A 22115-nucleotide genomic window follows, 5' to 3' on the forward strand; every position below is an offset into this window, starting at 1 on the left:
CGCACATGCGCACCCATGAAATCACCGTACCACAGGGCCGATGACCGCCAAAACCCCACGCCGCAAGATCGAAGTCCGTGATTCCGGCGTGCATGGCCGGGGCGTCTACGCCCTGGTGCCCTTCGCGGCGGGCGCACGCATCATCGAGTACACGGGGGAGATCATTTCCTGGGACGAGGCCGTCGAGCGCCATCCACACGACCCGGCACAACCCAACCACACCTTCTATTTCCACCTCGACAGCGGCGACGTCATCGACGGCCTGCGCGGCAACATCGCGCGCTGGATCAACCACGCCTGCGAGCCCAACTGCGAGGCCGACGAGGTCGATGGCCGCGTGTTTGTGCATGCGCTGCGCGACCTGGAAGCCGGCGAGGAACTGTTCTACGACTACCGCCTGATGCTGGACGAGCGCCACACGGCCAAGGTGAAGAAGCAGTTCGCCTGCTGGTGCGGCGCCGCCACCTGCCGCGGCACGATGCTCGAGCCCAAGACCCGAAAGTCAGGGCGCTGACACGATGGAGCGGCGCCACCTCGCCGAATGCGGCTCGACCAACACCGAGGCGCTGGCGCATCTGCGCGAAAGTGGCGGGCCGCTGCTGGTGTCGGCCAGCCGCCAGACCGCCGGCCGCGGCCGCCTCGGGCGCGCCTGGCTGACTGACACGAGCAGCGATGACGCCGCGCTGACCTTCTCCGTCGCGCTGCCGCTGCCGGCCGAGCTGGACCTCTCCGGCCTGTCCCTCGCCGTGGGCTGCACGGTGGCCGACACGCTGGACCCGGGCGGCGAGCGCATCCGCCTGAAATGGCCCAACGACCTGTTCCTGGACGGCGCCAAGCTGGGCGGCATCCTCATCGAGACCGTGCCGCTGCCGGCCGGGCAGCGCGGCGTCGTCGTCGGCATCGGCCTGAACCTGCAACCGCTGCCCGAAGGCGCCGACCGCAGCGCCTTCGCCAGCGGCCACGCGGCGCTGCAGACGCTGGACCCGGGCGCCACCGCCGCAACCACGCTGGACCGCCTGGCACCGGCGCTGCGCGGCATGCTGGCCGACTTCGAGACGCTGAGCTTCGGACCCTGGCAGGCCGCGTTCTCGCGGCGCGACCTGGCAGCCGGCCGGCGCGTGCGCGTCGGCGAGCAGGTGGGCGTGGCGCGCGGCGTGTCCACACGCGGCGAACTGCTGCTGGACACGGACGCGGGCATCGCCTTCGTGAGTGGAGGCGAACTCAGCCTCAGACTGGCGCCGGTATGAACGATCTGGAGACCTCCCCGTGATCCGTGTGCTCGTCATCGTGCTGCTGGCGGTCAACGCCCTGTTCTTCGTCTGGTCGCGCGGCTGGCTGGACACGGTCACCGGCCTGCCCGCCCAAGCCGGGCGCGAGCCCCAGCGCCTGAAGGCCCAGCAGCACCCCGAGCGCATCCAGCCGCTGGCGGCTAACGCCGTCGCGGCCATGGCCCAGCGCAGTTGCCTGGAATTGGGCCCGCTGGACGGCGACGCGGCCCTGGCCGCCGCGCAGGCCGCGCTTCGCAATGCCGGCGCAGGTGCAAGAGCCGAGGTCCAGGTGCGCAGCAGCGAGCAAGCGGGCGTGTGGGTGGTGGCGACCATCAAGCTGGCCGACGCCGAGTTCCGCGCCCGCAAGGAAGCCACCTACAGGCAGATGCGCATCAATTTCGAGCCGCTGGAGGGCCTGCCCGCCGAGCAGCCGGCCTTCGTGCTGAGCCGGCACGCCAGCCAGGCCGAAGCGGCGGCCGAGATTGCGGCCCTGGACAGGCGCGGCCTCAAAGGCCTGCGCGTGTTGGCGCTGAAGGCGCCGGTGAATCGCCACACGCTCGTCCTGCCCCAAGCCGACGGCCTGCTCGCCAGCCGGCTCAAGGCCAGCAAGGACCCGGCGTTGGCAGCGGGCTTCAGGGCCTGCAGCGCAGCGGCTGCGGCGTCGGCCGCTTCAAGCTAGGTTTCAGGCTAAAGGCGGCCAGCAGCAGGGCCAGCAGCCAGGCGGCACTGACCGCACCGCCACCGCCACCCGAGGTGGCAGGCGGGGTGACGACGGGCGCGGCGGCCACGCTGACCGTGGCCACCTGGCTGTGCACATAGCCGTCGCTGTCGGTCACGTCCGCCTGCACGACGAAGTTGCCTGCGGCGGCCGGCGTCAGCGTCGCGGTGGCCGAATTGGCGCCGCTGCTGAAATCGCCGACGACGTTGCCGCCCTTGTCGTTGATCGTCCACTTGGTCGCCGTGACGGTCTTGCCGCTGGCCAGGCCGGTGATGGCGGCCGTCAGCGTGCCCGACTGCGCGGCCGTCAAACCGGCGCTGGGCGTAACGGTGACCGTGGCGCCGTTGAGCGCCTGGGCGGCCTTCACGGCGGCGAAGGCATCCACCATGCCGGCGCCGCAGGTGTCCTTGGTGCAGTAGCACTCCAGCTGATCCGTCGTGGTCGGCGCCACGCATGCGGCGGTACCGACTGACCCTCCGGTGATCGGAAAAGCGCGCGCCGTCAGCTTGAGGATCGGTGTGACCTCGGCCGAGGTCAGCGCCGGCCGCACCGACGCCATCAGGCCCACGATGCCGCTGACAACTGGCGCCGAGAAGCTGGTGCCGACGGAAGCGTTGCTGCCGGTGTAGATGCCGTCGCCGGTGTAGGTCGCTGGCGAGGTCGTGCCGCTGTTGGTAGTACTGACCATGGGATAGAGGCATGGATAGCCAACGGCCAGATTCACGCAATTGCCACCCGGCGCCGCGATGGTCACCTCGCCGCCGACGCTGGAGAAGCCGACCTTGGTGCCCACATGGCGCAGCGCTGCAACCGTGACGACGCCTGGGCAATTGCCCGGCAGACCGACGGCATGACCAGCTGAGTTGCCGGCGGCGATGACGATGGTGGAACCGGTAGCGTTCACCCGAATGATCGTTTCGCGATAAAGCCTGGCCGTTTCGCGTTGTGAGGCGGTGGACGTAGTCGCATCGGGGTCGCAACTACCCGATCCACCAAGGCTCAGATTGAGCACCTTGGCCTTATTGGTGTTCGCTGGCAAGCCTGGGACAGAGAGGCCGGCGGCCCACTTCATGCCGGCCATGATGTCGCTGTCATAGCCGCCGCACTTGCCGAGAACGCGGACGGGCAGGATCTTCAGGATCTCCCTTCCGATGCCGGCCATGCCCAAGCCGTTGTCGGTCTTCGCGGCGATGAGACCTGAGACGCGCGTGCCATGCCAAGAACTGTTGCTGATGTCGCTGGCGTCGCAGCCGTCGCCTAGCGAGCCAATATCAGCCGAGCTGACCCAGTCACCCGGATCGGAAGGGTCGGCATCCGGCCCATCACCATCATTGGCGATGGCCGTTGACAGCTTGCCGGGGCTGCCGAGGCCGATCATGTCGTAGCCGCCGACGACTTGATCCGCAAGGTCGGGATGGTCCAAGCGCACGCCCGTGTCCAGCACGGCGACGACGGTGCCGGAGCCGTTCTTCGCAAGCTCCCAGGCGGCCGGGGCGTTAACGCTAGAAACGACTTGGCCTGGGGTGCTGCTTGGCGCCTTGAGATACCACTGGTCAACAGTACGGCTATAGGTGTCCTGGAGCTTTCCATCAGAGTCAGGAAATCGCCCGATGAAGTTAGAGGGCGCAGATTCAGCGCCGCCGAACAGTGGATCGTCGGGCAATGCCAGTCGCTTGCGTCGCTCGTCCACCGCAACCAGGTCGACCTCCGTGTCGGCCGCCAACCTTTTGGCCAGTTGGGTGCTGGTCATGCCGCGCGCGGTCACGACGTGGGTGCGCTCGTCCAGGCTGAGCCCGGCCCGCAGCGCCTGACCCGTGCGCATACCCAGCGCCGTGGCGCGCGTCTGCGCAATCTCGCGGGCCTCGAAGCGTGTCGCCCGCAGGGTCAGCGCCTTGGCACGCACGCTGTCGGCCTGGGGCTTGAAGCGCACGATGACCCGCGCCTCGGGTTCAGTCTGGGTCTGAGCCAGCGCCGGCACGGCCAGTGCGGCGGCGAAGAGGGCGATCAGCAGCGGGCGCAGGGGCATCATGGGAGGCAGTTGTGCGGAGCAGGGAAAAGTCAGTTTAGGCGGCCCGGCTCCGCGCAAATGCAAACAAATGCGCGCGAACTGACAGCTCCCGCTCAGGTCTGGGCGCGGTTGGCGGCGAGCGATCGTTCCTGGTCGGCCTTGCGGTCGGCCACCACGCGGGCCGCGTGCGGGCGTTCGCCGATGAGCTTGGCGTAGGGCTTCCAGTCCACACCGCCGGCGGCGAGCAGGTCCTCGCCGTAGATCACCTTGGTCGACATCGCGACGAGGGGCAGGCTGACCCAGCCAGCGCAGTCGGCCATCGTGAACGTGTCGCCGGCCAGGTAGGGGCCGAACTTGGCGAGGCGCTTGAAGGCGGCGATGTTCCCCGCCAGCAGGCGGGCGACGCGCTTCTTCGTGCCGTCACTGACCTGGCCGCCGAAGAAGGCCTCGGCATACAGCTCGCGCGCGACCAGTTCCAGATGCAGGTCGACGTAGCTGATGAGCTCGCGCACCTTCGCAGCCTCGAAGGGATCGGCCGGAATGAGCCGCGGCGCACCGGGGTAGGCGGCTTCGAGGTAGTCGACGATGACCTGGCTCTCGCACAGCGAGCCCTGCGGCGTCTTCAGGAAGGGCACCTTGCCCAGCGGCGAGCAGCTCAGCACGGCTTCGTCGTGCGAATGGGTCTCGATGCGCTCCTCGGTGAAGGGGATGCCCTTCTCCAGCAATGCGAACTTGGCCTTGTTGTAGTAGTTGGACAGCGGGATGCCGCAGAGCGTGATCATGGGTGTATCTCCTGGTGTGAAGGCGCAGTCTAGGCAGTGCAGGCCGGGCTCTCTGGCGCGGGCGTGACATCAGCGATTGACGAGCACGATCCCCGCCGTCAGCGCGGCCAGCGCCATCACCAGCCGCGTGCTGACGCCTTCGCCAAGCAGCAGCGCGCCGGCCACCAGACCGAACAGCGGCGTGCTCAGCGTGAACACGGCGAGCTTGGTGGCTGCGTAGTGACGAATGAGCCAGAACCAGACCAGGTAGCTCGCGAACGACACGATGACGGCCTGGAAGCCGAACAGGCCGAGCAGGCGCGGTGACCAGTGCGTGGGCAGAGGCTCACCCGCGAACGCCGCCGCAGCACAGAGCGCGACGGCCGACACACCGAGCTGATAGAGCAGCGTCTTCTCGGCCTGCGCTTGAGCGAGCCGGGTGCCGCGGATGGCCAGGGTCGTGCCCGCCCACAGCACGGCGGCGGCCACGCCGAGCGCGTCGCCCCACCACTGGGTCGGGCTGTGCGGCGACGAGAAGCCTTCGGCAAACGCAAAAGCCACCGCGCCGAAGGCCAACAGCAGGCCGGTCCATTGCTTGCTCGACAGCTTCTCGCCGTGGGCGATCCACGGCATGCAGAGCGCGACGACGAAGGGCGACAGGTAGAGGAACACGACCATGCGCGAGGCACTGGTGTACTGCAACCCGATGAAGATGCAGGCGAACTCGGCCGCGAACAGCGCGCCGGCCAGCAGCCCGCCGCCAAGGCTGCCGTCGCGCTCGAACAGCCGCACGCCACGCGACGCCGCCCACAGCCACACCAGCAGCCCCGCGACGACCGAACGAAGGCCGGCCTGCCACAGCGGCCCAATCTCCGTCAGCGCGACCTTGACGGCGACCTGGTTGATGCCCCAGAGGACGCAGCACAGCAGCAGCAGCGCGATGGCGCGCGGGTCGAGCTGGGTCTGACGGGTGGGGAGGCTCATGGCCTCTATGCTGCCAGCATGCTTGATGTCACTGTGATCGGCGGGGGCGTGATGGGTGCCGCGACCGCCTGCTTTCTGGCGCGCGACCACGGCGCTTCGGTGACCGTCATCGAGCGCGACCCGAGCTACGCGCGGGCGTCGAGCTCGCTGTCGCTGAGCTCCATCCGCCAGCAGTTCTCGCAGCCGGTCAACATGGCGCTGTCACGCTGGAGCATGGACTTCCTGCGCCGTGTGGCGGATGAGCTGGCGGTGCCGGACGACCGCCCCGCCATCGGCCTCGTCGAGCCCGGCTACCTCTACCTCGCGACCGCAGCCGGCAAGGCCACGCTGCGCGAGTTGCATGAGCTGCAGCGTGCCGAGGGCGTGGACGTGGCGTTGCTGACACCCGCCGAACTGAGCTCGCGCTTCCCGTGGATGGAGGTGGGCGATCTGGCGCTGGGTTCGCTGGGCCTCAGCGGCGAGGGCTGGTTCGACGGCCCGGCCCTGCACCGCGCCTTCCGGCGCCGGGCACAAGCCTGCGGCGCGCGCTTCGTCACGGCCGAGGCGGTGGGGTTCGAGACCGCAGGCGACCGCGTGACCGGCGTGCGCTGCGCCGATGGTTCACGCCTCGGCGGCGACGCCTTCGTCATCGCCGCCGGCGCCTGGAGCGCGGCGCTGGGTGATGCGCTGCGCTTCACGCTGCCGGTCAGCGCCAGGAAGCGCGACGTCTTCGTGCTGGAAACGCCGGCCGTGCTACCCGACTGCCCACTGGTCATCGACCCCAGCGGCTTCTGGTTTCGCACCGAGGGCGCATTGATCCTCGCCGGCGGCCCGCCGCGCGGCGAAGACCTTGACGATCTGCCGCTCGACCAGATCGACCACGGCCTGTTTGACGAGATGCTTTGGCCCGCGCTCGCTGCTCGCGTGCCGGCGCTGGAGGCATTGCGCGTGCGCTCGGCCTGGGCCGGTTACTACGAGATGAACGCCTTCGACCACAACGGCCTGGCCGGCCGGTTACCGGGCTGGGCGAACGCCTTCACCGCCTGCGGCTTCTCGGGCCACGGCATGCAGCAGTCACCGGCGGTGGGGCATTCGATGGCGCGGCTGATCGCCGGGTTGGACGCGCCGCTGATCGCGGGGCTGACGCCGCGGCGGCTGCTGGATGGCCGGCCGTTGATCGAGGCCAATGTCATCTAGAAGCAGCGGATGAGACGGATGTATTTCGGGCCGAGCGCCGGGCCGCTCCCAAGCCGGCCCGCGATGGCGATGTGCTTGCGGCTCGATGCCGCAAGCATCGCCGTCCCCTTGGGGGACCGACCGGGCTCGCCCGCGTCCGCGGGGCGAGACCAGGCGAGGGGCTCACTTTCAGCGCTTGCGCACCCGCTTCTTGGCGGGCTCCTGGGTCTGCACCCAGCGCGTCGCCGTCAGCTTGTCGGACACCGAGCTGGTCTTGTTGTCCACGTAGCCCCAGTTGCGCATGGCCAGGCGAATCTCGGTGTCCGACGGGCTGGCCTCAGGGCCCTTGGCGTGCACGACCCAGACGGTCTTGCAGATCATGTCGGCATGGAACTCGGCCATGCGCGGCAGTTCGGACGGGTTGCTCAGCACGGCCACCAGCATGCGCGCCTCGCGCAGGTTGGTGGTGATGCCGCCGGCCAGCGCCTCGGCCAGGGCCGGGTCCAGCGTGCCGACGGTCGGGCCGATCAGCAGGGCCGGGTTGTCGGCGCTGACGCCGAGCTTGGCGGCCAGCGTGGGCGGCGGCGTCTGCAGCTTCTTCAGCCAGCGGCCGGCTTCCTTCTCGCCCAGCACCAGGGCGACGGGCTCCTCGCCGGCTTCGAAGCGCAGTTCCTCGCCTTCGACGCGCAGGTTCTGCAGCGCGGCGATGTCCCAGCGGTGCTTGAGAGCGCCGCGCAGCACGACGGTGGTCGATTCGAGCAGGGCGGTGACCTCTGCGGTCTCGTTGCCGACGCGGGCGGTACAGCTGGCTTCACGTCCCATGCGGGTTCCTCGGTGATTTTGGGTAGCTGCGCATTGTCAGGCTCCAGGCGATGAGTCCGGCGAGGGCGCCGCTGAGATGGGCAAACGGAGCGACGGGGAAGTCGAAACCTTCGGTGGCGCGCAGGGCGGGCCCGAGGGGGTGTTCGAGGGCGAGCTTGGCGATGAGGCCGAGGGCGATGGCCGCGCCGATGAGGCGCTCGCGGCCGGCCCGCGAGATGAGCGTCAACGCGGCAATGGCGGCCAGGGCGTGCAGTTCGCCGGAGAGGCCGGCGTAGCGGTCGAGGTCGGCGCGCAGCAGCAGGCCGAACTGGGTCAGCGGCAGGGCGATGACGGCGGCGAGGGTTTCTCGCTTGCCGAGTTGCGCACGGTGGCCGAGCAGGGCGAGCACGGCGCAGCCGGCGAGGTTGGCGGCCAGGTGGATGGGCGTCCAGTGGACGAAGGCAGCGGTGAGGGCGCGCCAGGGCTGCGGGGCGATCAGCGCCGGCTGCCAGTCGAGTGCTTCGCGGGGCAGCGGCCATGCGATGAGGGACAGCGCGGCGAACGACGCGCAGAGCAGTAGCCAGCTCAACCGGTAGGTCACTGGCCAGGCCCATGCCGGGATTTCGCCCCGGCGGGCGACTCACTTTTTGGGCCGCCAAAAAGTAAGCAAAAAGCTCCCCCCTGACCGCCCCGCCCTTCGCTGCGCTGCGGGTCCCCTGCGGTGCTAAAAGGGGGCATGCAGAAATACATCCGCCACCCGCATTCCGGGTTTGGCTGTTGCGGCTGTTCAAAGGGTCCCCTTTGGAGGAGCCAAGAAGCGCAGAACGGCGAGGCGTGCGCGCAGCGCACTTCGTGAACTGACTCCGCGCAGCTGTTTGACCGCAGCGTAGCGAAGGGAGTTCTGCGCGGGCCTCGCCGTTCGAGCATCGCAGGGAACCCCGAGCGCAGCGACGGGCGACGGAACAGGGGCGACTTTTTGCCTTCTTTTTGGTCGCTCAAAAAGAAGGTCGCCCGCCGGGGCGAACTCCCGGCATGGGCGTTGCCATCAACCAAAAACAGCGAGCCACAACGACCGCACGGCATCACGGTGCAAAGCCAACGGAGCAGCGGCCAAGACATCCAACGCCGTCGACTGCTCATCCAACCTCGCCCTGTGCTGCACCCGCCGCAGCTCGCGGTAAGCCGTCGCTGCGGCGACCCCGACCCCCGCAGGCAGCAGCGCCAAGGTCTCTGCCATCAGCAGCAGCGCAATATTGCCGAGGTCGTCCTGCAGCTGCGGGTGCGTGGCCGAATGCGCCAGCACCAACACCTGCACGGCGAACTCCACGTCCATCATGCCGCCCTCGCTGTGCTTCACATCGAAGAGGCCGTCTTTCACCGGCCGCGCCGCGCGCACCTTCTCGCGCATGGCCTGCACCTCGCGCCTGAGGGCCTCGGCATCACGCGGCGCCGTCAGCACCTGCCGCCTCACGGCTTCACAGCGCTCGGCCAGATCCACGTCACCCGCACAGAAGCGTGCCCGCGTGATGGCCTGGTGCTCCCAGGTCCAGGCCGTGTTGCTGCCCCGGCCCGTTTGATAGGCCTCGAAGTGGCTCAGCGACGTGACCAGCAGGCCCGAGTTGCCGTTGGGCCGCAGCGCCGTGTCGATGTCGAACAGCTCGCCGGCCGCCGTGCGTAGCGTCAGCCAGTTGATGAGGCGGCGCATGAAGGCGCCGTAGATCTCGGAGGCGTTCTCGTCGTCGTCGTCGAAGACGAACACCACGTCCAGGTCGCCACCGTAGCCCAGTTCCTTGCCGCCCAGCTTGCCGTAGGCGATGACGGCCAGGCGCGGCGTGGCGCGGTGCGCCTTGCCAAAGCGCGCCCAGGCCCAGTCGATGGCGATCTGCAGCACGGCGTCGGCCAGCAGTGAGAGGTCATCCGCCACCTGCTCCACCGTGATGCGGCCTTCGACGTCGCGCACCAGCGTGCGGAAGACTTCGGCGTGGTGGGCGCGGCGCAGCGTGTCGAGCAGGGCCTCTTCATCGGCCTGGCCACTGCGGGCCCAGCCCTTCTCGCGGTCACGCAGGTCGGCCAGGAAGGCCTCGCGGTCAAAGCGGGCCTGCAGCAGCAGCGGGTCGGCGAGTTCGTCGATGACGCCCGGGTGCTGCATCAGGTATCGCACCGGCCAACGTGCCAACCCCAGCAGGCGCAGCAACCGCGCCTGCACGGCCGGGCGCTCGACGAGCATGGCCAGATAACTCTCGCGGCGCAGCAGCGGGTCGACCCAGTCGACAAAGCGCAGCGCCGCGTCCAGCGAACATTCCTCTGCCGCCACGGCCTGCGCCGCGCGGTGGAAGAGCTTGGCCAGCCGTTGGCGTGATTCCTCGCGCAGCGCCTGCACGCGCGGCGTCTCGGCCAGCGCGCGCACGGCCGTCGCCAGCGGCTCGGGCAGCCCTTGCAGGAAGTCCTCGCCGTCCACGGCCGGCTTTGGGCCGCCGCACTGGCCGCCCTTGCAGCCGCCCGGCGGCTTGCCGCCCTCGTGCAGCAGCGCGTCGAACTCCATCGCCACCAGCTCGCGCACCTCGCCGAGCTGCTCGAAGAGTTCACAAGTTTCCCGCGAGCACTTCAGGCCCAGCGAGGCGGCGATCCAGGCCAGGTCGGCGTCGGCCTGCGGCAGGCAATGCGTCTGCTGGTCGTCCAGGAACTGGATGCGGTGCTCGACGCGACGCAGGAAAACGTAGGCGTCGCTCAGGCGCTGCGCCGTCTCGGGCTTCATCAGCCCGCCGGCCGCCAGCTGGGCCAGCGCCTTGACGGTGGAGCGCGTGCGGATCTCGGGGAACTGGCCGCCGCGCACCACCTGCAGCAGCTGCACGGTGAACTCGATCTCGCGGATACCGCCGCGCGACAGCTTGACGTCGTTGGCCCGCTCGGGCCGGCCGGCGGCGCGGGCCTTGGCCTCGCTGCGGATCTTGCCGTGCAGCTGCCGCAGGCCTTCGAAGACGCCGTAGTCCAGGTAGCGCCGGTAGACGAAGGGTGTGACGAGGTCGCGCAGCTGCAGCGTGCGCGGGTCGCCCGGCGCACCAAAGCCGGTGAGCGGCGCGACAACGCGGCTCTTCAGCCAGGCGAAGCGCTCCCACTCGCGGCCCTGCACGAGGAAATACTCCTCCAGCATGGCCAGGCTCACAGCCGGCGGGCCGCTCTTGCCATTGGGGCGCAGCGCCAGGTCGACGCGGAAGACCTGGCCGTCGTCGGTCACGTCGCCGATCAGCGCGTAAAGGCGCTTGGCGACGTTGGCGAAGTATTCGTGCGCACTGATCGGCCGGCGGCCTTGGGTCTCGCCGTCGTCTTCGTAGACGTAGATGAGGTCGATGTCGGACGAGACATTCAGTTCGCGCGCGCCGAGCTTGCCCATGCCCAGCACCCAGAAGGCGATGTCGCCGCCCTCGGCATTGCGCGGCTCGCCGTGGATGGCATCCAGCTCGGCGCGGGCGGCGGTCAACGCCCGGTCCAGCGTGACTTCGGCGAGATGGGTCATGGCCAGCGTGACATCCGCCACGCCCGCGCCCTGTTCGATGTCCAGCACCGCCAGGCGCTCCAGCACCAGGTGGCGGGCCACGCGCAGTGCGCTGGCGAGCGAGCGCTCAGGCCGGTCCGTGAGCAGATCGTCGATCAGCGCGCCGATGACGGCCCGGTCCGGCAGGCCCGCCGGCAGCCGGGACAGCTCCTCGGCATAGCGGCGGCGGATGCGCTGGACATAGCGGCTGTGTGCAGCAAAGACGGGAAACAGTGCGCTCATATCCCTGTGCTAGATTGGCCGCCGGCCGGTTCCTACGCGCCTTCTCAAGCGCAAGCGGCAACGCTGAACAACGTGTCTGACTACTTCTCGGCCGCTCTCCATCACTGCACCCGCGCCACGCGCTGGCCTTTGCGCCTCTGCTGGCGGGCTCTGCGCTGGGCGCTGTTGCTGCTGGCCCTGCTGTGGGGCTTGGGCGTGGTGGCTTGGAGCGTGTTGCACTGGGCCATTCTCCCGCACGCCAATGAATGGCGCCCCTGGCTGGAAAAGGAAGCCTCAAAGGCCCTGGGGGTAGAGCTGCGCATCGGCAGCATCACGGTCGAATCCGGTGGCTGGATGCCCCGCATGGAGCTGGGCGACGTGCGTGTGCTGGACGCAAACGGCCATCCGGCGCTGACGCTGCCGCGCGTCACGGCGGTGCTGTCGGCGCAGTCGCTGGTCGTGCTGCAGCCGCGCTTCTCGCAGTTGCTGGTGGACGCCCCCGAACTCGTCATCCGCCGCGACGCCAGCGGCCGCATCTTCATCGGCGGCCTGGGCCTGGACGAGGCCGAGCGCACCGACGCCGGCACCACCGACGCCGGCCTGGACTGGCTGTTCAGCCAACCCGAGCTGGCCATCATCAAGGGCCGCGTGCGCTGGGTGGACGAAAAGCGCGCCGACGCGCGGCCGCTGGAGCTGTCCGACCTCAACTTCATCATGCGCAACGGCCTGCGCCGCCACCAGCTGCGCCTGGACGCGACGCCGCCGGCCGACTGGGGACAGCGCTTCACGCTGCGCGGCCAGTTCACGCAGAGCGTGCTGAAGCGGCCCGCCGAGTTCCAGCACTGGAGCGGCGAGCTCTACGCCGAGCTGCCGCGCGCCGACCTGAGCCAGCTGCGCCGCCACGTGGACCTGCCCTTCCAGCTCAGCGAAGGCGACGGCGCCGTGCGCGTCTGGGGCCAGATCAAGGACGGCGAGCCGGTCAGCGCGACGCTGGACCTGGCCCTGCGCGCCGTGCGCCTGAAGGTGCTCGAATCCGCGCCCGACCTGGACCTGGATCACATCGAAGGCCGGTTGAACCTGGCGCGCAGCCAGGGTGCCCTGAGCCTGCAGGCCCACCAGCTCGGCTTCGTCAGCGGCGACGGTGTCGCCTGGCCGCGCTCGGACTGGGGCGTGTCGCTGCAGCTCGGCAAGAACGATGAAGTGCTGGGCGGCGAGGTCAACGCCCAGCGCCTGGACTTCGCGCTGATGGCGCAGATCGCGCAGCGCCTGCCGCTGGGCGAGCGCGCCCACGAGCTGCTGGCCGAGCTGGAGCCGCGCGGCGTGCTGACAGCGCTCTCCGGCCAATGGCAGGGCGCGCTGGACGCACCGCGCAGCTACCGCGTCAAGGCGCAGCTGGACGGCCTGGCCCTGGCCGCCAAACGCAGCGAGCAGGAAGGCCACCTCGGCCGCCCCGGCCTGCGCGGTGCCAGCCTGGCGCTGGACGCCAGCGAGCGTGGCGGCTCGGCCAGGCTGGCCGTGCACGACGGCGAGGTCGAGCTGCCCGGGCTGTTCGAGGACTCTCGGCTGCCGATCACGCGGCTGTCCACCCAGCTGACGTGGCTGTTGCCCCAAGCCCCGTCACCAGCCCCGCCCCAAGCCCAAGCCACGGCCAAGACGCCCGGCCACGTCGAGCTCCGCCTGCGCGATCTGCAGCTGCAGACACCCGACCTGAGCGGCGAGTTCGACGTGACGTGGAAGCGCCCGGCCGGCGCCACCACGCCGGGCTTCCTGGACCTGACCGGCCGGGTCGCCCAGCGCGTGGACGCGACGCGCGTGGCCCGCTACATCCCCGTGAGCCTGCCCAACACGCGCAGCTACATCGCGCGCGCACTGCTGGCCGGCGAGGCGCGCAACACCCATGTGCGCATCAAGGGCGAGCTGGCGGACTTTCCTTTTGATGCGCCGAAGTCAGGCGGCATCTTCCGCGTCTCCACACAGGCACAGGGCGTGCGGCTGGCTTACGTGCCACCCAGCGATGTCGGGACGAACTGGCCGGTCATGGAAGGCGTGGATGCCGAGGTCATCTTCGAGCGCGGCGGCATGCAGATCAAGGACGGCCGTGCCAAGGTGCTGGGCTATGAGCTGAGCGGCGTCAACGGCGGCATCAAGGACCTGCACCATGGCCGCGTGCTGGCGCTGGACGGCGCCGGCCGCGGTGCCGGCACCGACCTGCTGAACTTCGTGCGCGCCTCGCCGCTGGACGAATGGCTGGGCCACGCGCTGAGCACCACGGCCGCCCAAGGGCCGGTGGCCCTCAAGCTGGGCTTGAGCATCCCGCTGGACGACACCCCGCAGACGGCGGTCAAGGGCCAGCTGCAACTCGGCGGCGTGGACCTGCGGCTGCGGCCCGAACTGCCCGCCCTGGGCGGCGCGCGCGGCCGCATCGACTTCGACCGCAAAGGCCTGCAGCTGGCCGGCATGACGGCGCGGCTGCTGGGCGGCGATGCCGGCATCGAGGGCGGCACCCAGCGCGATGGCAGCATGCGCTTTGCCGTGCAGGGCCAGGCCACCGCCGAGGGCCTGCGCCGTACCACCGAGCTGGGCGCCGTGGCGCGTCTGGCGCAGGCCGCCAGCGGGCAAACGGCCTACCGCTTCCAGCTCGCCGTGGGCAAGGAAGGTCAGCCAGAGCTGAGCGTGTCCAGCAACCTGCAAGGCCTGGCGCTGGACCTGCCCGCGCCGGCGCGCAAGGAGGCCGACACCGTGCTGCCGCTGCGCCTGCTGATCTCGCCCACCGGCGCCGGCCGCGACGAGATCCGCCTGGAGGTGGGCACGGCTGCCGCGCCGCTTCTGCAGGCGCAGCTGCAGCGCGACGTGTCCGGCCCGACCTCGCAGGTGCTGCGCGCCGCGCTGGCCGTGCAGGAGAAGCTGCCCGCGCTGCCCGCTGCCGGCGTGCTGCTGCAGGCCAATGTGGCAACGCTGGACCTGGACGCCTGGCAGGACCGGCTGAGTTCACTGGCCGGCAGTGGTGGCGAAGGCAGCGAGGGTGGCGACGGCCTGGGCCTGCTGCCCAGCCAGATCGCGCTGCGCAGCCAGGCCCTCAAGGTGGGCGGCCGCCAGCTGGGCCGCGTGTCTGCCGTCGTCGCGCGCGACGGCAACAACTGGCGCCTCAACATCGATGCCGAGCAGCTGACCGGGCGCATCGAGTTGAAGGGCGTCAAGGGCGGCCACATCGACGCCGTGCAGGCGCGGCTGACGCGGCTGTCGCTGCCGCGCTCCGAAGTCGATTCGGTCAATGAGCTGATGGACCCGGGCAAGGCCACGGCCAGCAGCAGCCCGCTGCCGTCGCTGGACATCGAGGTGGACGACTTCGAGCTGCGCGGCAAGCGCATGGGTCGCCTGGAGGTGCTGGCCCAGGCGCCCGCCGCCGCGCGCGACTGGCAACTTGAGAAGCTGCAGATCGTGTCGCCCGACGCGACGCTGAGCGCCAGTGGCCGCTGGGCCGGGCGCCGCACCGAGCTCGACTGGAAGCTCGACGTGCACGACGCCGGCAAGCTGCTGGAGCGCCTGGGCCAGGGCCAGAAGGACAGCCCGGTGCTGCGCGGCGGCAAGGGCGTGCTGGCCGGCCAGGTGGGCTGGGACGGCTCGCCGCTGGCGCCGCAGTACGCCAGCATGGCCGGCGCGCTCAACATCCAGCTCGACAGCGGCACCTTCCTGAAGGTGGAACCGGGCGTTGGCCGGCTGCTCGGCGTGCTGAGCCTGCAGTCGCTGCCGCGCCGGCTGCTGCTGGACTTCCGCGACGTCTTCGCCGAAGGCTTCACCTTCGACGGCGTGAGCGGCGACGTGAAGATCGCTGCCGGCGTGGCGCGCAGCGACAACATCCGCATCCGCGGCCTGCAGGCGGCCGTGCTGGTGGACGGCAGCACCGACCTGGCGGCCGAGACGCAGAAGCTGCGCGTCGTCGTCGTGCCCGAGGTGTCGGCCGGCGGCGCCTCGCTGGCTTACGCGGCCATCAACCCGGCGATCGCGCTGGGCGCCTTCCTGGCGCAGATGATCCTGAGCCGCCCGATGGCCGCAGCCAACACGCGCGAGTTCCACATCACCGGCACCTGGGACGACCCCAAGGTGGAGAAGGTGGCAGGGCCGGCCAAGGCCGCTAGCGCGGTGAATTGAGAGCCCCTCGCCCAGTCGCGCGGCGCTGCACGCGCAGCGCGCCTGGTCGGTCTCCCGTGGGGACGGCGATGCGTGCCGGATCAACCGACACGCACATCGCCAGACGGGCCGGCTTGGGGCGGCCCGGCGCTCGGCCCAAATACATGCGGGCGCCGCTCAGCGCTGCGAGGCTTACAACGCGCGCAACTGCAGCCGCAGCCCGGTGTAGCCACGCAGTTGCGCCAGCGCCGTCTTCAACCCCGGCTCGGCCATGAAGAGGGCGTCGAAGCTGCCGTCGGCCACGGCCAGCGCCAGGCCGCGCTGCAGCCGCTCGGCCAACTGCGGCCGGTTGCGCGCGACGAAGAAGTACAGCGGCTGCCGGTACTGCAACGCCAGCCCCGGCAGCTCGACCAAGCCCAGCTCGGGATGCTTCACCACCTCGATGTCGATCTCCTCACGAGTGCGCGGGATGAAGTCGAAGCGGCCGGCCTTGAGCATGCGGAACAGCGCGTCAAACTTGGGCGTCGTTTCCACCGTGAAGCCGTTGGTTCGCAGGATCTGAGCGTCGCTCCAGTAGGTGCCGGCACCGGCACGCAGGCGGCGCAGCGCGTCCAGCGTTCGCAACTCGCGCAGCGCGGGCAAGTCGGCCGACCGCACCAGCAGGAAGCGCAGCTCGTTCGTGCCCTTGAGCAGGTTGAAGCGCACCGGCAGCGCCTGGGCCTCGCGATCGGGTGTCGTGGTGCTCCACAGCAGGTCCAGCTGGCCGTCCGCCAGCATCTGGCGCAGGCGCTCGCGCGGCAGGTCGACTGCCGAGTGGATCAGCGTCGGGGGATGTTCGCCGTCGCTCGTCTTGCTCAGCGCGAGCTTCAACACCTCGATGAAGAACTGGCCATGCGCGCTGTAGGCGTTGGGGTCGGGCAGGCGCAGCGTCAGCGACGAGCCGGCGCCACGGGCCGACGACAGCGCGGCCGCGAGGGGAAGCGCCAGCACATGGCGCCGCAGGCAAGAAGAGGTCGGCATGGAACGCTGATTCTGAGCCCGGGCGCGCCCCGGCGTCGTGACTTCCGTCGCTTTGCCAACGCTGTCAGCGCGCTCGGCGCTAGCATCCCCGTCATGAAAATAGCCGCCCTCCAGATGGTGTCCGGCCCCGACCTGGGCGCCAACCTCATTGCCGGGAGCGAGTTGCTCGAATCGGCCGCCGCCCAGGGCGCCCACCTGGCCGCCCTGCCCGAATATTTCTGCCTGATGGGCCACCAGGACAGCGACAAGCTGGCCATCGCCGAGGAGCTGGGCCACGGCCCCATCCAGGCCATGCTGTCACGCGCCGCGCGGGAGCTGAGGCTGTGGATCATCGGCGGCACGCTGCCGATCAAGGCGGAGCAGCCCGGCCGCGTGCGCAACACGACGCTGGTGTTCTCGCCCACCGGCGAGGTCGTTGCGCGCTACGACAAGATCCATTTGTTCGCCTACGACAACGGCCGCGAGAGCTATGACGAAGCGCGCGTGCTGGAGGCGGGCAGCCAGCCCGCCACATTCGATGCGGATGGCATACGCACGGGCCTGTCGGTCTGCTACGACCTGCGCTTCCCCGAGCTCTACCGCAGCTACAACCCCTGCGAGCTGATCGCCGTGCCGGCCGCCTTCACCTACACGACGGGCGAGAAGCACTGGGAGCTGCTGCTGCGTGCCCGCGCGGTGGAGAACCAGTGCTACGTCATCGCGCCGGCCCAGGGCGGCAAGCACGAGAACGGCCGCCGCACCTGGGGCCACAGCATGATCGTCGACCCCTGGGGCGAGGTGCTCGCCGTGCTGCCCGAGGGCGAAGGCGTCGTCGTTGCCGACATCGACCCGGCGCGCCTGGCCCAGGTGCGCCAGCAGCTGCCCGCGCTCGCGCACCGCAAGCTGTGACAGCCGCTCTTCAGCCGCCTCGCGGCACGGCCTGGCTCATCGGCGCCCTGGTGGCGGCCGCGCTGTTCGGCAACTACTACGTCTACGACTCCATCGGCCCGGTGGCCGACCTGCTGCAGCAGCAGCGCGGCTTCAGCGACAGCCAGGTGGGCCTGCTGAACGCCATCTACAGCCTGCCCAACATCGTGCTCATCCTCGTGGGCGGCGTGCTGGTGGACCGCTTCGGCGCGGCGCGCATGACCTTGGTGACCGCCGCCATCTGCCTGGCCGGCGCGCTGCTGACGGCGTTCAGCCCGAACTTCACCGGCATGGCGGCCGGCCGGCTGCTGTTTGGCATCGGCGCGGAGACCTTCAGCATCGCCACGCTCGCGGCCATTGCCGACTACTTCGGCGGCCGCAGCCTCGCCTTGGCGATGGGGCTGGCGCTGGCCATCGGCCGCCTCGGGTCGTTCAGCGCCGACATGTCGCCGACGTGGTTCGCCGCCGCGTACGCGCAGACCTGGCAGCAGCCGCTCATCATCGCGGCGGCCATCGCGGCGACGTCATTCGCCGCGTCGGTCGTCTACTGGCGCGTCGACCGACGCCCGCGCGAGGCCGGGCTGCTACCGACAGGCCGCACGGCGGAAAAGCTGGCGTGGCGCGACCTGCTGCACTTCGGCCGCGCCTACTGGTATCTGCTGGCGCTGTGCGTGCTGTGGTACTCGGTGATCCTGGCGTTTCGCAGCACCTTCTCGATCAAGTATTTCCAGCATGTCCACGGGCTGGATCTGGCCACCGCCGGGCAGATGAACAGTTATGTCTTCCTGGCCGCCGTGTTCGCCACGCCCGCCTTCGGCTGGCTGTGCGACCGCTTCAACCGCTACGCGCCCTTCCTGGCCTTTGGCGCGCTGCTGCTGCCAGTGGCGCTGGCCGTCATGGCGCTGACGCACTGGAGCCTGTGGGTGTCGACGGCGTTGATCGGCGTCAGCTACTCGCTGGTGCCGGCCGTCATGTGGCCGCTGGCCAGCCGGCTGGTGGCGCCGAGCCGCTTCGGCACCGCCATCGGCCTGATGTGGGTGGCACAGAACGCCGGCATCAGCGGCGCCAACCTCGTGGCTGGCTGGCTGAACGACCGCGCCGGCGCCAGCGCGGCCAACCCGGCGGGCTATGCGCCGATGATGGAGTTCTTCGGCATCGCCAGCATGCTGGGCCTGCTGTGCGCGCTGGCGCTGTGGCTGACGGCCGGGCGCCGCAGCCACGAGAAAACAGTCAGGGTCTGAGCGTGACGAGGTCGCGCAGCAGCAGGCTGATGTTGGCCCGCAGCGCGCGCTCGTTGGCGATGCGCAGTCGCTCGGACGGCGACACGAGGGCGTCGCCGAGGCTGGCCTCTTCGGTGTTGGCAATGCGGCGCTGGTAGACGATCTTGCCGCTGGCCTTGTCCACCAGCGTGTAGCGCACCGCCGTGCCCACCGTCACGCCCATGACCGGCACGAGGGGTTGCTGCAGTTGCAGCAGCTCGGCCTGCAGCTCGAAGCGCGCGGCGGGCTCGGGCGAGGCGGGCCGCATGCCCACGGCGTAGAGCGATTCGTCCAGCGCCTGCTGCAGGGTCACGGCGCTGACCCGAGAGCCCCACCAGCGCCCCGTCGCCTCACCGCCCTGAACGGGGGCAAGGGCGACCTGGCGTTGCAGCGATTCCGGCACCCAGCCACGCACCTGCAGCGCCTCGGCCTGGGTAATGGCCATCGGCAGCGGCTGGCTGGGCGTGCCGCAGCCGGCCAGCACAGAGGCCAGCAGGGCAGCACAGATGAGGGCGAGGCGTGACATGGGTGGGCCATGCTAGGGCGAAGCGGCCACGCCGGTGCGCGCAAATGAGGCCGGGAGGCCGGGCTTTTCGGCGCTCCGCCGTCACGTCGAATCAAGGCGGCCTATATGAGCCCGTGGAAGAGCTACCTGCTCAACGCCAAGCTGATGCCGCTGTGCGCCAGCGTCGTCGAGATCGCCAAGGCGACCGCGCCCAAGGCCTGGTCGGGCGACCTGGACTCGCTGGGCCTGGACCTGCTCGTCACGCACTGCTGGGGCGCCATCTACGAACAGGCCGACTACACGGCGCCGCACAACCCATTGGCCGGCCGACCTGAGCTGCGTCGTCTACCTGGAAGCTGAAGCAGGCTGCGCGCCGCCGGTGTTCTCCAAGACCAGCGCCTACCAGCCGAGGCCGGCCACGCTGATCGTGTTTCCCAGCGTGACGATGCACGAGGTGCCGGCGACGCCGGGGCGGCGCGTTGTCGTGGCCATGAGCCAGTTCAAGCAGCTGGGGCTGGATCCGGCGGCACCGGCGGCAGGCTGAGCCGCGCTCTCAGGCCGGTCTGACCCGGGCCGCCGTGGGCGTCCAGCAACTCGAGTCGGCCGCCGTGGCGCGCCGCGATGTCGGCCGCGATGGCCAGGCCCAGGCCGCTGCCCGTGCCGGCGGCCTTGCCGCCGCGGCGAAAGCGCAGCATCGCCGCAGCCCGCTCCGCCAGCGGGATGCCGGGGCCGTTGTCCTCGACTTCCAGCCAGGGCCCATCGGCCGAAGCGCCGCAGCGCACCGTGATGCGCGCACCGGCGCCGGCATAGCTGACAGCGTTGTGGATGAGGTTCTCCAGCAGCTCGCGCAGCAGGAAGGAGTGGCCCAGGCACCGCGCCTCGGCGAGTTCGAAGCCGAGGTCCACGCCTGAGGGCAGCGCGCGGTGTGCCCAGTCCTGGCCGCTTTCGGTGGCGATGTCGCGCAGGTCGAGCGCAAAGCCGACATCGACGCTGCGGTCCTCCGCGCGGGCCAGCGACAGCAGCTGCTGGGCCAGGCGCGCGCTGCGCACGACGCGCTGGCGCAGCCGCTCCAGCAGTGGCTCCATGCGTTGGTCGTGCGGCTCCAGCATGGCCAGCTCGATCTCGGTCTGCAGCGAGGTCAGCGGCGTGCGCAGCTGGTGGGCCGCGTCGGCCAGGAACTCGCGCTGCGCGCCGGCCGCGCGGTCCAGTCGCTCGAACAGGCGGTTGAAGGCCGCCTGCAGCGGCACCAGCTCACGCGGCAGGCGCGCCGTCAGCGGCGTGAGGCGATGCAGGTCGCGGCGCTCCAGCTCGGCGCTCAGGCCAGTCAGCGGCGTCAGCCCCTGGCGCACCGCCCACCAGCCGGCCAGCGCCAGCAGCAAGGCCAGCGTGAGGCCGTTCAGCGCGACATAGGTGGCGATCTCGCGCTGCAACGCGTCGCGCTTGTGCAGCGTCTCGGCCACCAGCACCTGGCAGATGCCGCCGCCGCCGTTGCCGCAATCCCGGCCCAGCTGCACCAGGCGCAGCTCGCGGCCACGCAGGCGCACATCGCCGTAATGGGCGCTGCCCGCCGGCTGCGGCTTGGGCCGGGGCTGCAGCTCGGTCAGGCCGGCATCGCCCTGCATCACCTCGCCGCGCGGGCCCAGCACGAGGTAGAAGACGTCGTCCTGGCGGTCGAAGCGCAGCGCGCGGTCCATGGTGGCGCTGATGTCGATGCGCGGCTCGCCGCTGCGCAGGTCGATCTGGCCGACCAGCGTCAGCGCGGTGTCTTCCAGGCCTTCGTCCAGCCAGCTCTGGGCGCTGCTCTGCACCTGCTGGTAGAGCGCCATGCCCAGCACCGGCAGCACCACCAGCAGCGGCAGCATCAGCCAGCCGAACAGCCGGCGCTGCAGGCTGGAGCGCGAGCCTTCAGCCACGCTCAGTTGCCTACGGGGTCAAAACGTTGGGCTTTGGGGCCGAGCGCCGGGCCGCTCCCAAGCCGGCCCGGTAGCCGATGTGCTTGCGGCCCGATGCCGCAAGCATCGGCGCCCCCTCGGGGGGCCGGCCAGAATCGCCCGCGTACAGCGGTGCGAGGCTGGGCGAGGGGCGCCATTTCAACCTATCTCTTCGAGCAGATAGCCGAGCCCGCGCACCGTGCGCAGCTGCACGCCGCCCGGCTCGATCTTGGCGCGCAGGCGCGACAGGCAGACCTCGATGGCGTTGTCGCTGACGCCCTGGTCCCAGGCATTGCTGGCCAGCGCGATGTGCTCCTTGGGCACGACCTTGCCGGCACGCGCCATCAGGAAGCCGAGCACGTCCCACTCGCGGGCGGAGAGCGCCAGCGGCTCTTCCTCGATGTAGGCGCGGCGCGCCTCCTGGTCGATGCGCAGGCGGGCGAGCTGCAACTGGTTGCTGGTGCGCGCCTGGCTGCGGCGCACGAGGGCGCGGGCACGGGCGACGAGTTCGGTCAGCGCGAAGGGCTTGACGAGGTAGTCGTCGGCCCCGCCCTCCAGGCCGCGCACACGGTCCTCGACGGCGTCACGCGCGGTCAGGATGAGCACCGGCACGGGCAGACCTTCGGCTCGCACGCGGCGCAGCGTCTCAAAGCCGTCGATGCCGGCCAGGCCGATGTCGAGGATGAGCAGGTCGTAGGCGTCTTCCTTCAACGAGCGCGGCACGGGCTCGCCGCGGGCCGTGCAGTCCACGACCCAGCCCTGCGAACGCAGCGCCCGAGCGGTGGTTTCGACCAGTTGTTCGTCGTCTTCGACAAGCAGGATGCGCATGGGGGGCAGTATGGCGCGAGACGCCTGCAGGCGCTGACGCAGGGCTGTCGCGCCACGACAGCCGGCGGCAAGGCGCGGGGCATGACGTC

18 protein-coding genes are annotated in these 22115 nt (G+C 70.3%); 8 read left to right on the top strand and 10 right to left on the bottom strand.

The genetic code is table 11. The features are described 5' to 3' along the window. The first annotated feature begins 40 nt into the window (after nucleotides 1–40). From ABIS05_RS18845 to ABIS05_RS18855, 3 genes are read left to right on the top strand one after another with little or no spacing between them, the layout of a single operon-like run. On the top strand, nucleotides 41–514 hold the full coding sequence (locus ABIS05_RS18845) for an SET domain-containing protein-lysine N-methyltransferase (protein WP_348011771.1): 474 nt from the start codon (nucleotides 41–43) through the stop codon (nucleotides 512–514). Between the two features lie 4 nt (nucleotides 515–518). Next, nucleotides 519–1247, top strand: a complete 729-nt coding sequence (locus tag ABIS05_RS18850; protein ID WP_348011772.1) for a biotin--[acetyl-CoA-carboxylase] ligase — start codon at nucleotides 519–521, stop codon at nucleotides 1245–1247. A gap of 19 nt (nucleotides 1248–1266) precedes the next feature. Continuing rightward, on the top strand, nucleotides 1267–1947 hold the full coding sequence (locus ABIS05_RS18855) for a hypothetical protein (RefSeq protein ID WP_348011773.1): 681 nt from the start codon (nucleotides 1267–1269) through the stop codon (nucleotides 1945–1947). Here ABIS05_RS18855 and ABIS05_RS18860 read toward each other — a convergent pair. The 3 genes from ABIS05_RS18860 to ABIS05_RS18870 all read right to left on the bottom strand — a co-directional run bounded on the left by ABIS05_RS18860 (nucleotide 1901) and on the right by ABIS05_RS18870 (nucleotide 5739). Then, complete coding sequence (locus ABIS05_RS18860) at nucleotides 1901–4015, bottom strand: S8 family peptidase (protein WP_348011774.1); 2115 nt, start codon at nucleotides 4013–4015, stop codon at nucleotides 1901–1903. The two genes, ABIS05_RS18855 and ABIS05_RS18860, sit on opposite strands and share 47 nt — an antisense overlap. A 92-nt stretch (nucleotides 4016–4107) precedes the next feature. Continuing rightward, nucleotides 4108–4776: a glutathione S-transferase gene (locus ABIS05_RS18865; protein ID WP_348011775.1), complete on the bottom strand. Its 669-nt coding sequence runs from the start codon at nucleotides 4774–4776 to the stop codon at nucleotides 4108–4110. Between the two features lie 69 nt (nucleotides 4777–4845). Beyond that, a complete protein-coding gene (locus ABIS05_RS18870) occupies nucleotides 4846–5739 on the bottom strand; it encodes a DMT family transporter (protein WP_348011776.1) in 894 nt (297 codons plus the stop codon). Between the two features lie 18 nt (nucleotides 5740–5757). On the opposite strand from ABIS05_RS18870, the gene ABIS05_RS18875 reads away from it, so the two are divergent. After that, on the top strand, nucleotides 5758–6915 hold the full coding sequence (locus tag ABIS05_RS18875; protein WP_348011777.1) for an FAD-binding oxidoreductase: 1158 nt from the start codon (nucleotides 5758–5760) through the stop codon (nucleotides 6913–6915). 168 nt (nucleotides 6916–7083) lie between these two features. Here the strand turns inward: ABIS05_RS18875 and ABIS05_RS18880 are convergent, their stop codons facing one another. The 3 genes from ABIS05_RS18880 to glnE form a co-directional block, all read right to left on the bottom strand. Beyond that, nucleotides 7084–7716: a hypothetical protein gene (locus ABIS05_RS18880; protein WP_348011778.1), complete on the bottom strand. Its 633-nt coding sequence runs from the start codon at nucleotides 7714–7716 to the stop codon at nucleotides 7084–7086. Beyond that, nucleotides 7706–8296, bottom strand: a complete 591-nt coding sequence (rrtA, locus tag ABIS05_RS18885; RefSeq protein ID WP_348011779.1) for a rhombosortase — start codon at nucleotides 8294–8296, stop codon at nucleotides 7706–7708. Before rrtA ends, ABIS05_RS18880 begins: the two co-directional genes overlap by 11 nt. Nucleotides 8297–8740: 444 nt before the next feature. After that, nucleotides 8741–11470 carry a bifunctional [glutamate--ammonia ligase]-adenylyl-L-tyrosine phosphorylase/[glutamate--ammonia-ligase] adenylyltransferase gene (gene glnE / locus ABIS05_RS18890; protein WP_348011780.1) on the bottom strand — a complete coding sequence of 910 codons (2730 nt, stop codon included), beginning with the start codon at nucleotides 11468–11470 and terminating at the stop codon, nucleotides 8741–8743. 72 nt (nucleotides 11471–11542) lie between these two features. Between glnE and ABIS05_RS18895 the strand changes: the two genes are divergently transcribed. Beyond that, a complete protein-coding gene (locus ABIS05_RS18895; protein WP_348011781.1) occupies nucleotides 11543–15598 on the top strand; it encodes a YhdP family protein in 4056 nt (1351 codons plus the stop codon). A 171-nt stretch (nucleotides 15599–15769) separates the two neighbouring features. On the opposite strand, the gene ABIS05_RS18900 is transcribed toward ABIS05_RS18895, so the two are convergent. After that, the gene (locus tag ABIS05_RS18900) at nucleotides 15770–16597 is read right to left on the bottom strand and encodes a transporter substrate-binding domain-containing protein (RefSeq protein WP_348011782.1); all 828 of its coding nucleotides are present in this window, start codon (nucleotides 16595–16597) and stop codon (nucleotides 15770–15772) included. 93 nt (nucleotides 16598–16690) lie between these two features. On the opposite strand from ABIS05_RS18900, the gene ABIS05_RS18905 reads away from it, so the two are divergent. Both ABIS05_RS18905 and ABIS05_RS18910 read left to right on the top strand, forming a co-directional pair. After that, nucleotides 16691–17485: a carbon-nitrogen hydrolase family protein gene (locus tag ABIS05_RS18905; RefSeq protein WP_348011783.1), complete on the top strand. Its 795-nt coding sequence runs from the start codon at nucleotides 16691–16693 to the stop codon at nucleotides 17483–17485. After that, nucleotides 17482–18744: an MFS transporter gene (locus ABIS05_RS18910; RefSeq protein ID WP_348011784.1), complete on the top strand. Its 1263-nt coding sequence runs from the start codon at nucleotides 17482–17484 to the stop codon at nucleotides 18742–18744. Before ABIS05_RS18905 ends, ABIS05_RS18910 begins: the two co-directional genes overlap by 4 nt. Here the strand turns inward: ABIS05_RS18910 and ABIS05_RS18915 are convergent. After that, a complete protein-coding gene (locus ABIS05_RS18915) occupies nucleotides 18734–19288 on the bottom strand; it encodes a hypothetical protein (RefSeq protein ID WP_348011785.1) in 555 nt (184 codons plus the stop codon). The genes ABIS05_RS18910 and ABIS05_RS18915 overlap by 11 nt on opposite strands. A gap of 105 nt (nucleotides 19289–19393) precedes the next feature. Here ABIS05_RS18915 and ABIS05_RS18920 point away from each other — a divergent pair, with 105 nt between their 5' ends. Beyond that, a complete protein-coding gene (locus ABIS05_RS18920) occupies nucleotides 19394–19627 on the top strand; it encodes a hypothetical protein (protein ID WP_348011786.1) in 234 nt (77 codons plus the stop codon). 140 nt (nucleotides 19628–19767) lie between these two features. Here the strand turns inward: ABIS05_RS18920 and ABIS05_RS18925 are convergent, their stop codons facing one another. Both ABIS05_RS18925 and ABIS05_RS18930 read right to left on the bottom strand, forming a co-directional pair. Then, nucleotides 19768–21180, bottom strand: coding sequence for a sensor histidine kinase (locus ABIS05_RS18925; RefSeq protein ID WP_348011787.1), 1413 nt, complete (start codon nucleotides 21178–21180; stop codon nucleotides 19768–19770). A gap of 177 nt (nucleotides 21181–21357) precedes the next feature. Next, nucleotides 21358–22026 carry a response regulator transcription factor gene (locus tag ABIS05_RS18930; RefSeq protein WP_348011788.1) on the bottom strand — a complete coding sequence of 223 codons (669 nt, stop codon included), beginning with the start codon at nucleotides 22024–22026 and terminating at the stop codon, nucleotides 21358–21360. Nucleotides 22027–22115 lie beyond the last annotated feature (89 nt).

The organism is Roseateles sp. (assembly GCF_039929605.1).
GTDB lineage: Bacteria > Pseudomonadota > Gammaproteobacteria > Burkholderiales > Burkholderiaceae_C > Pelomonas.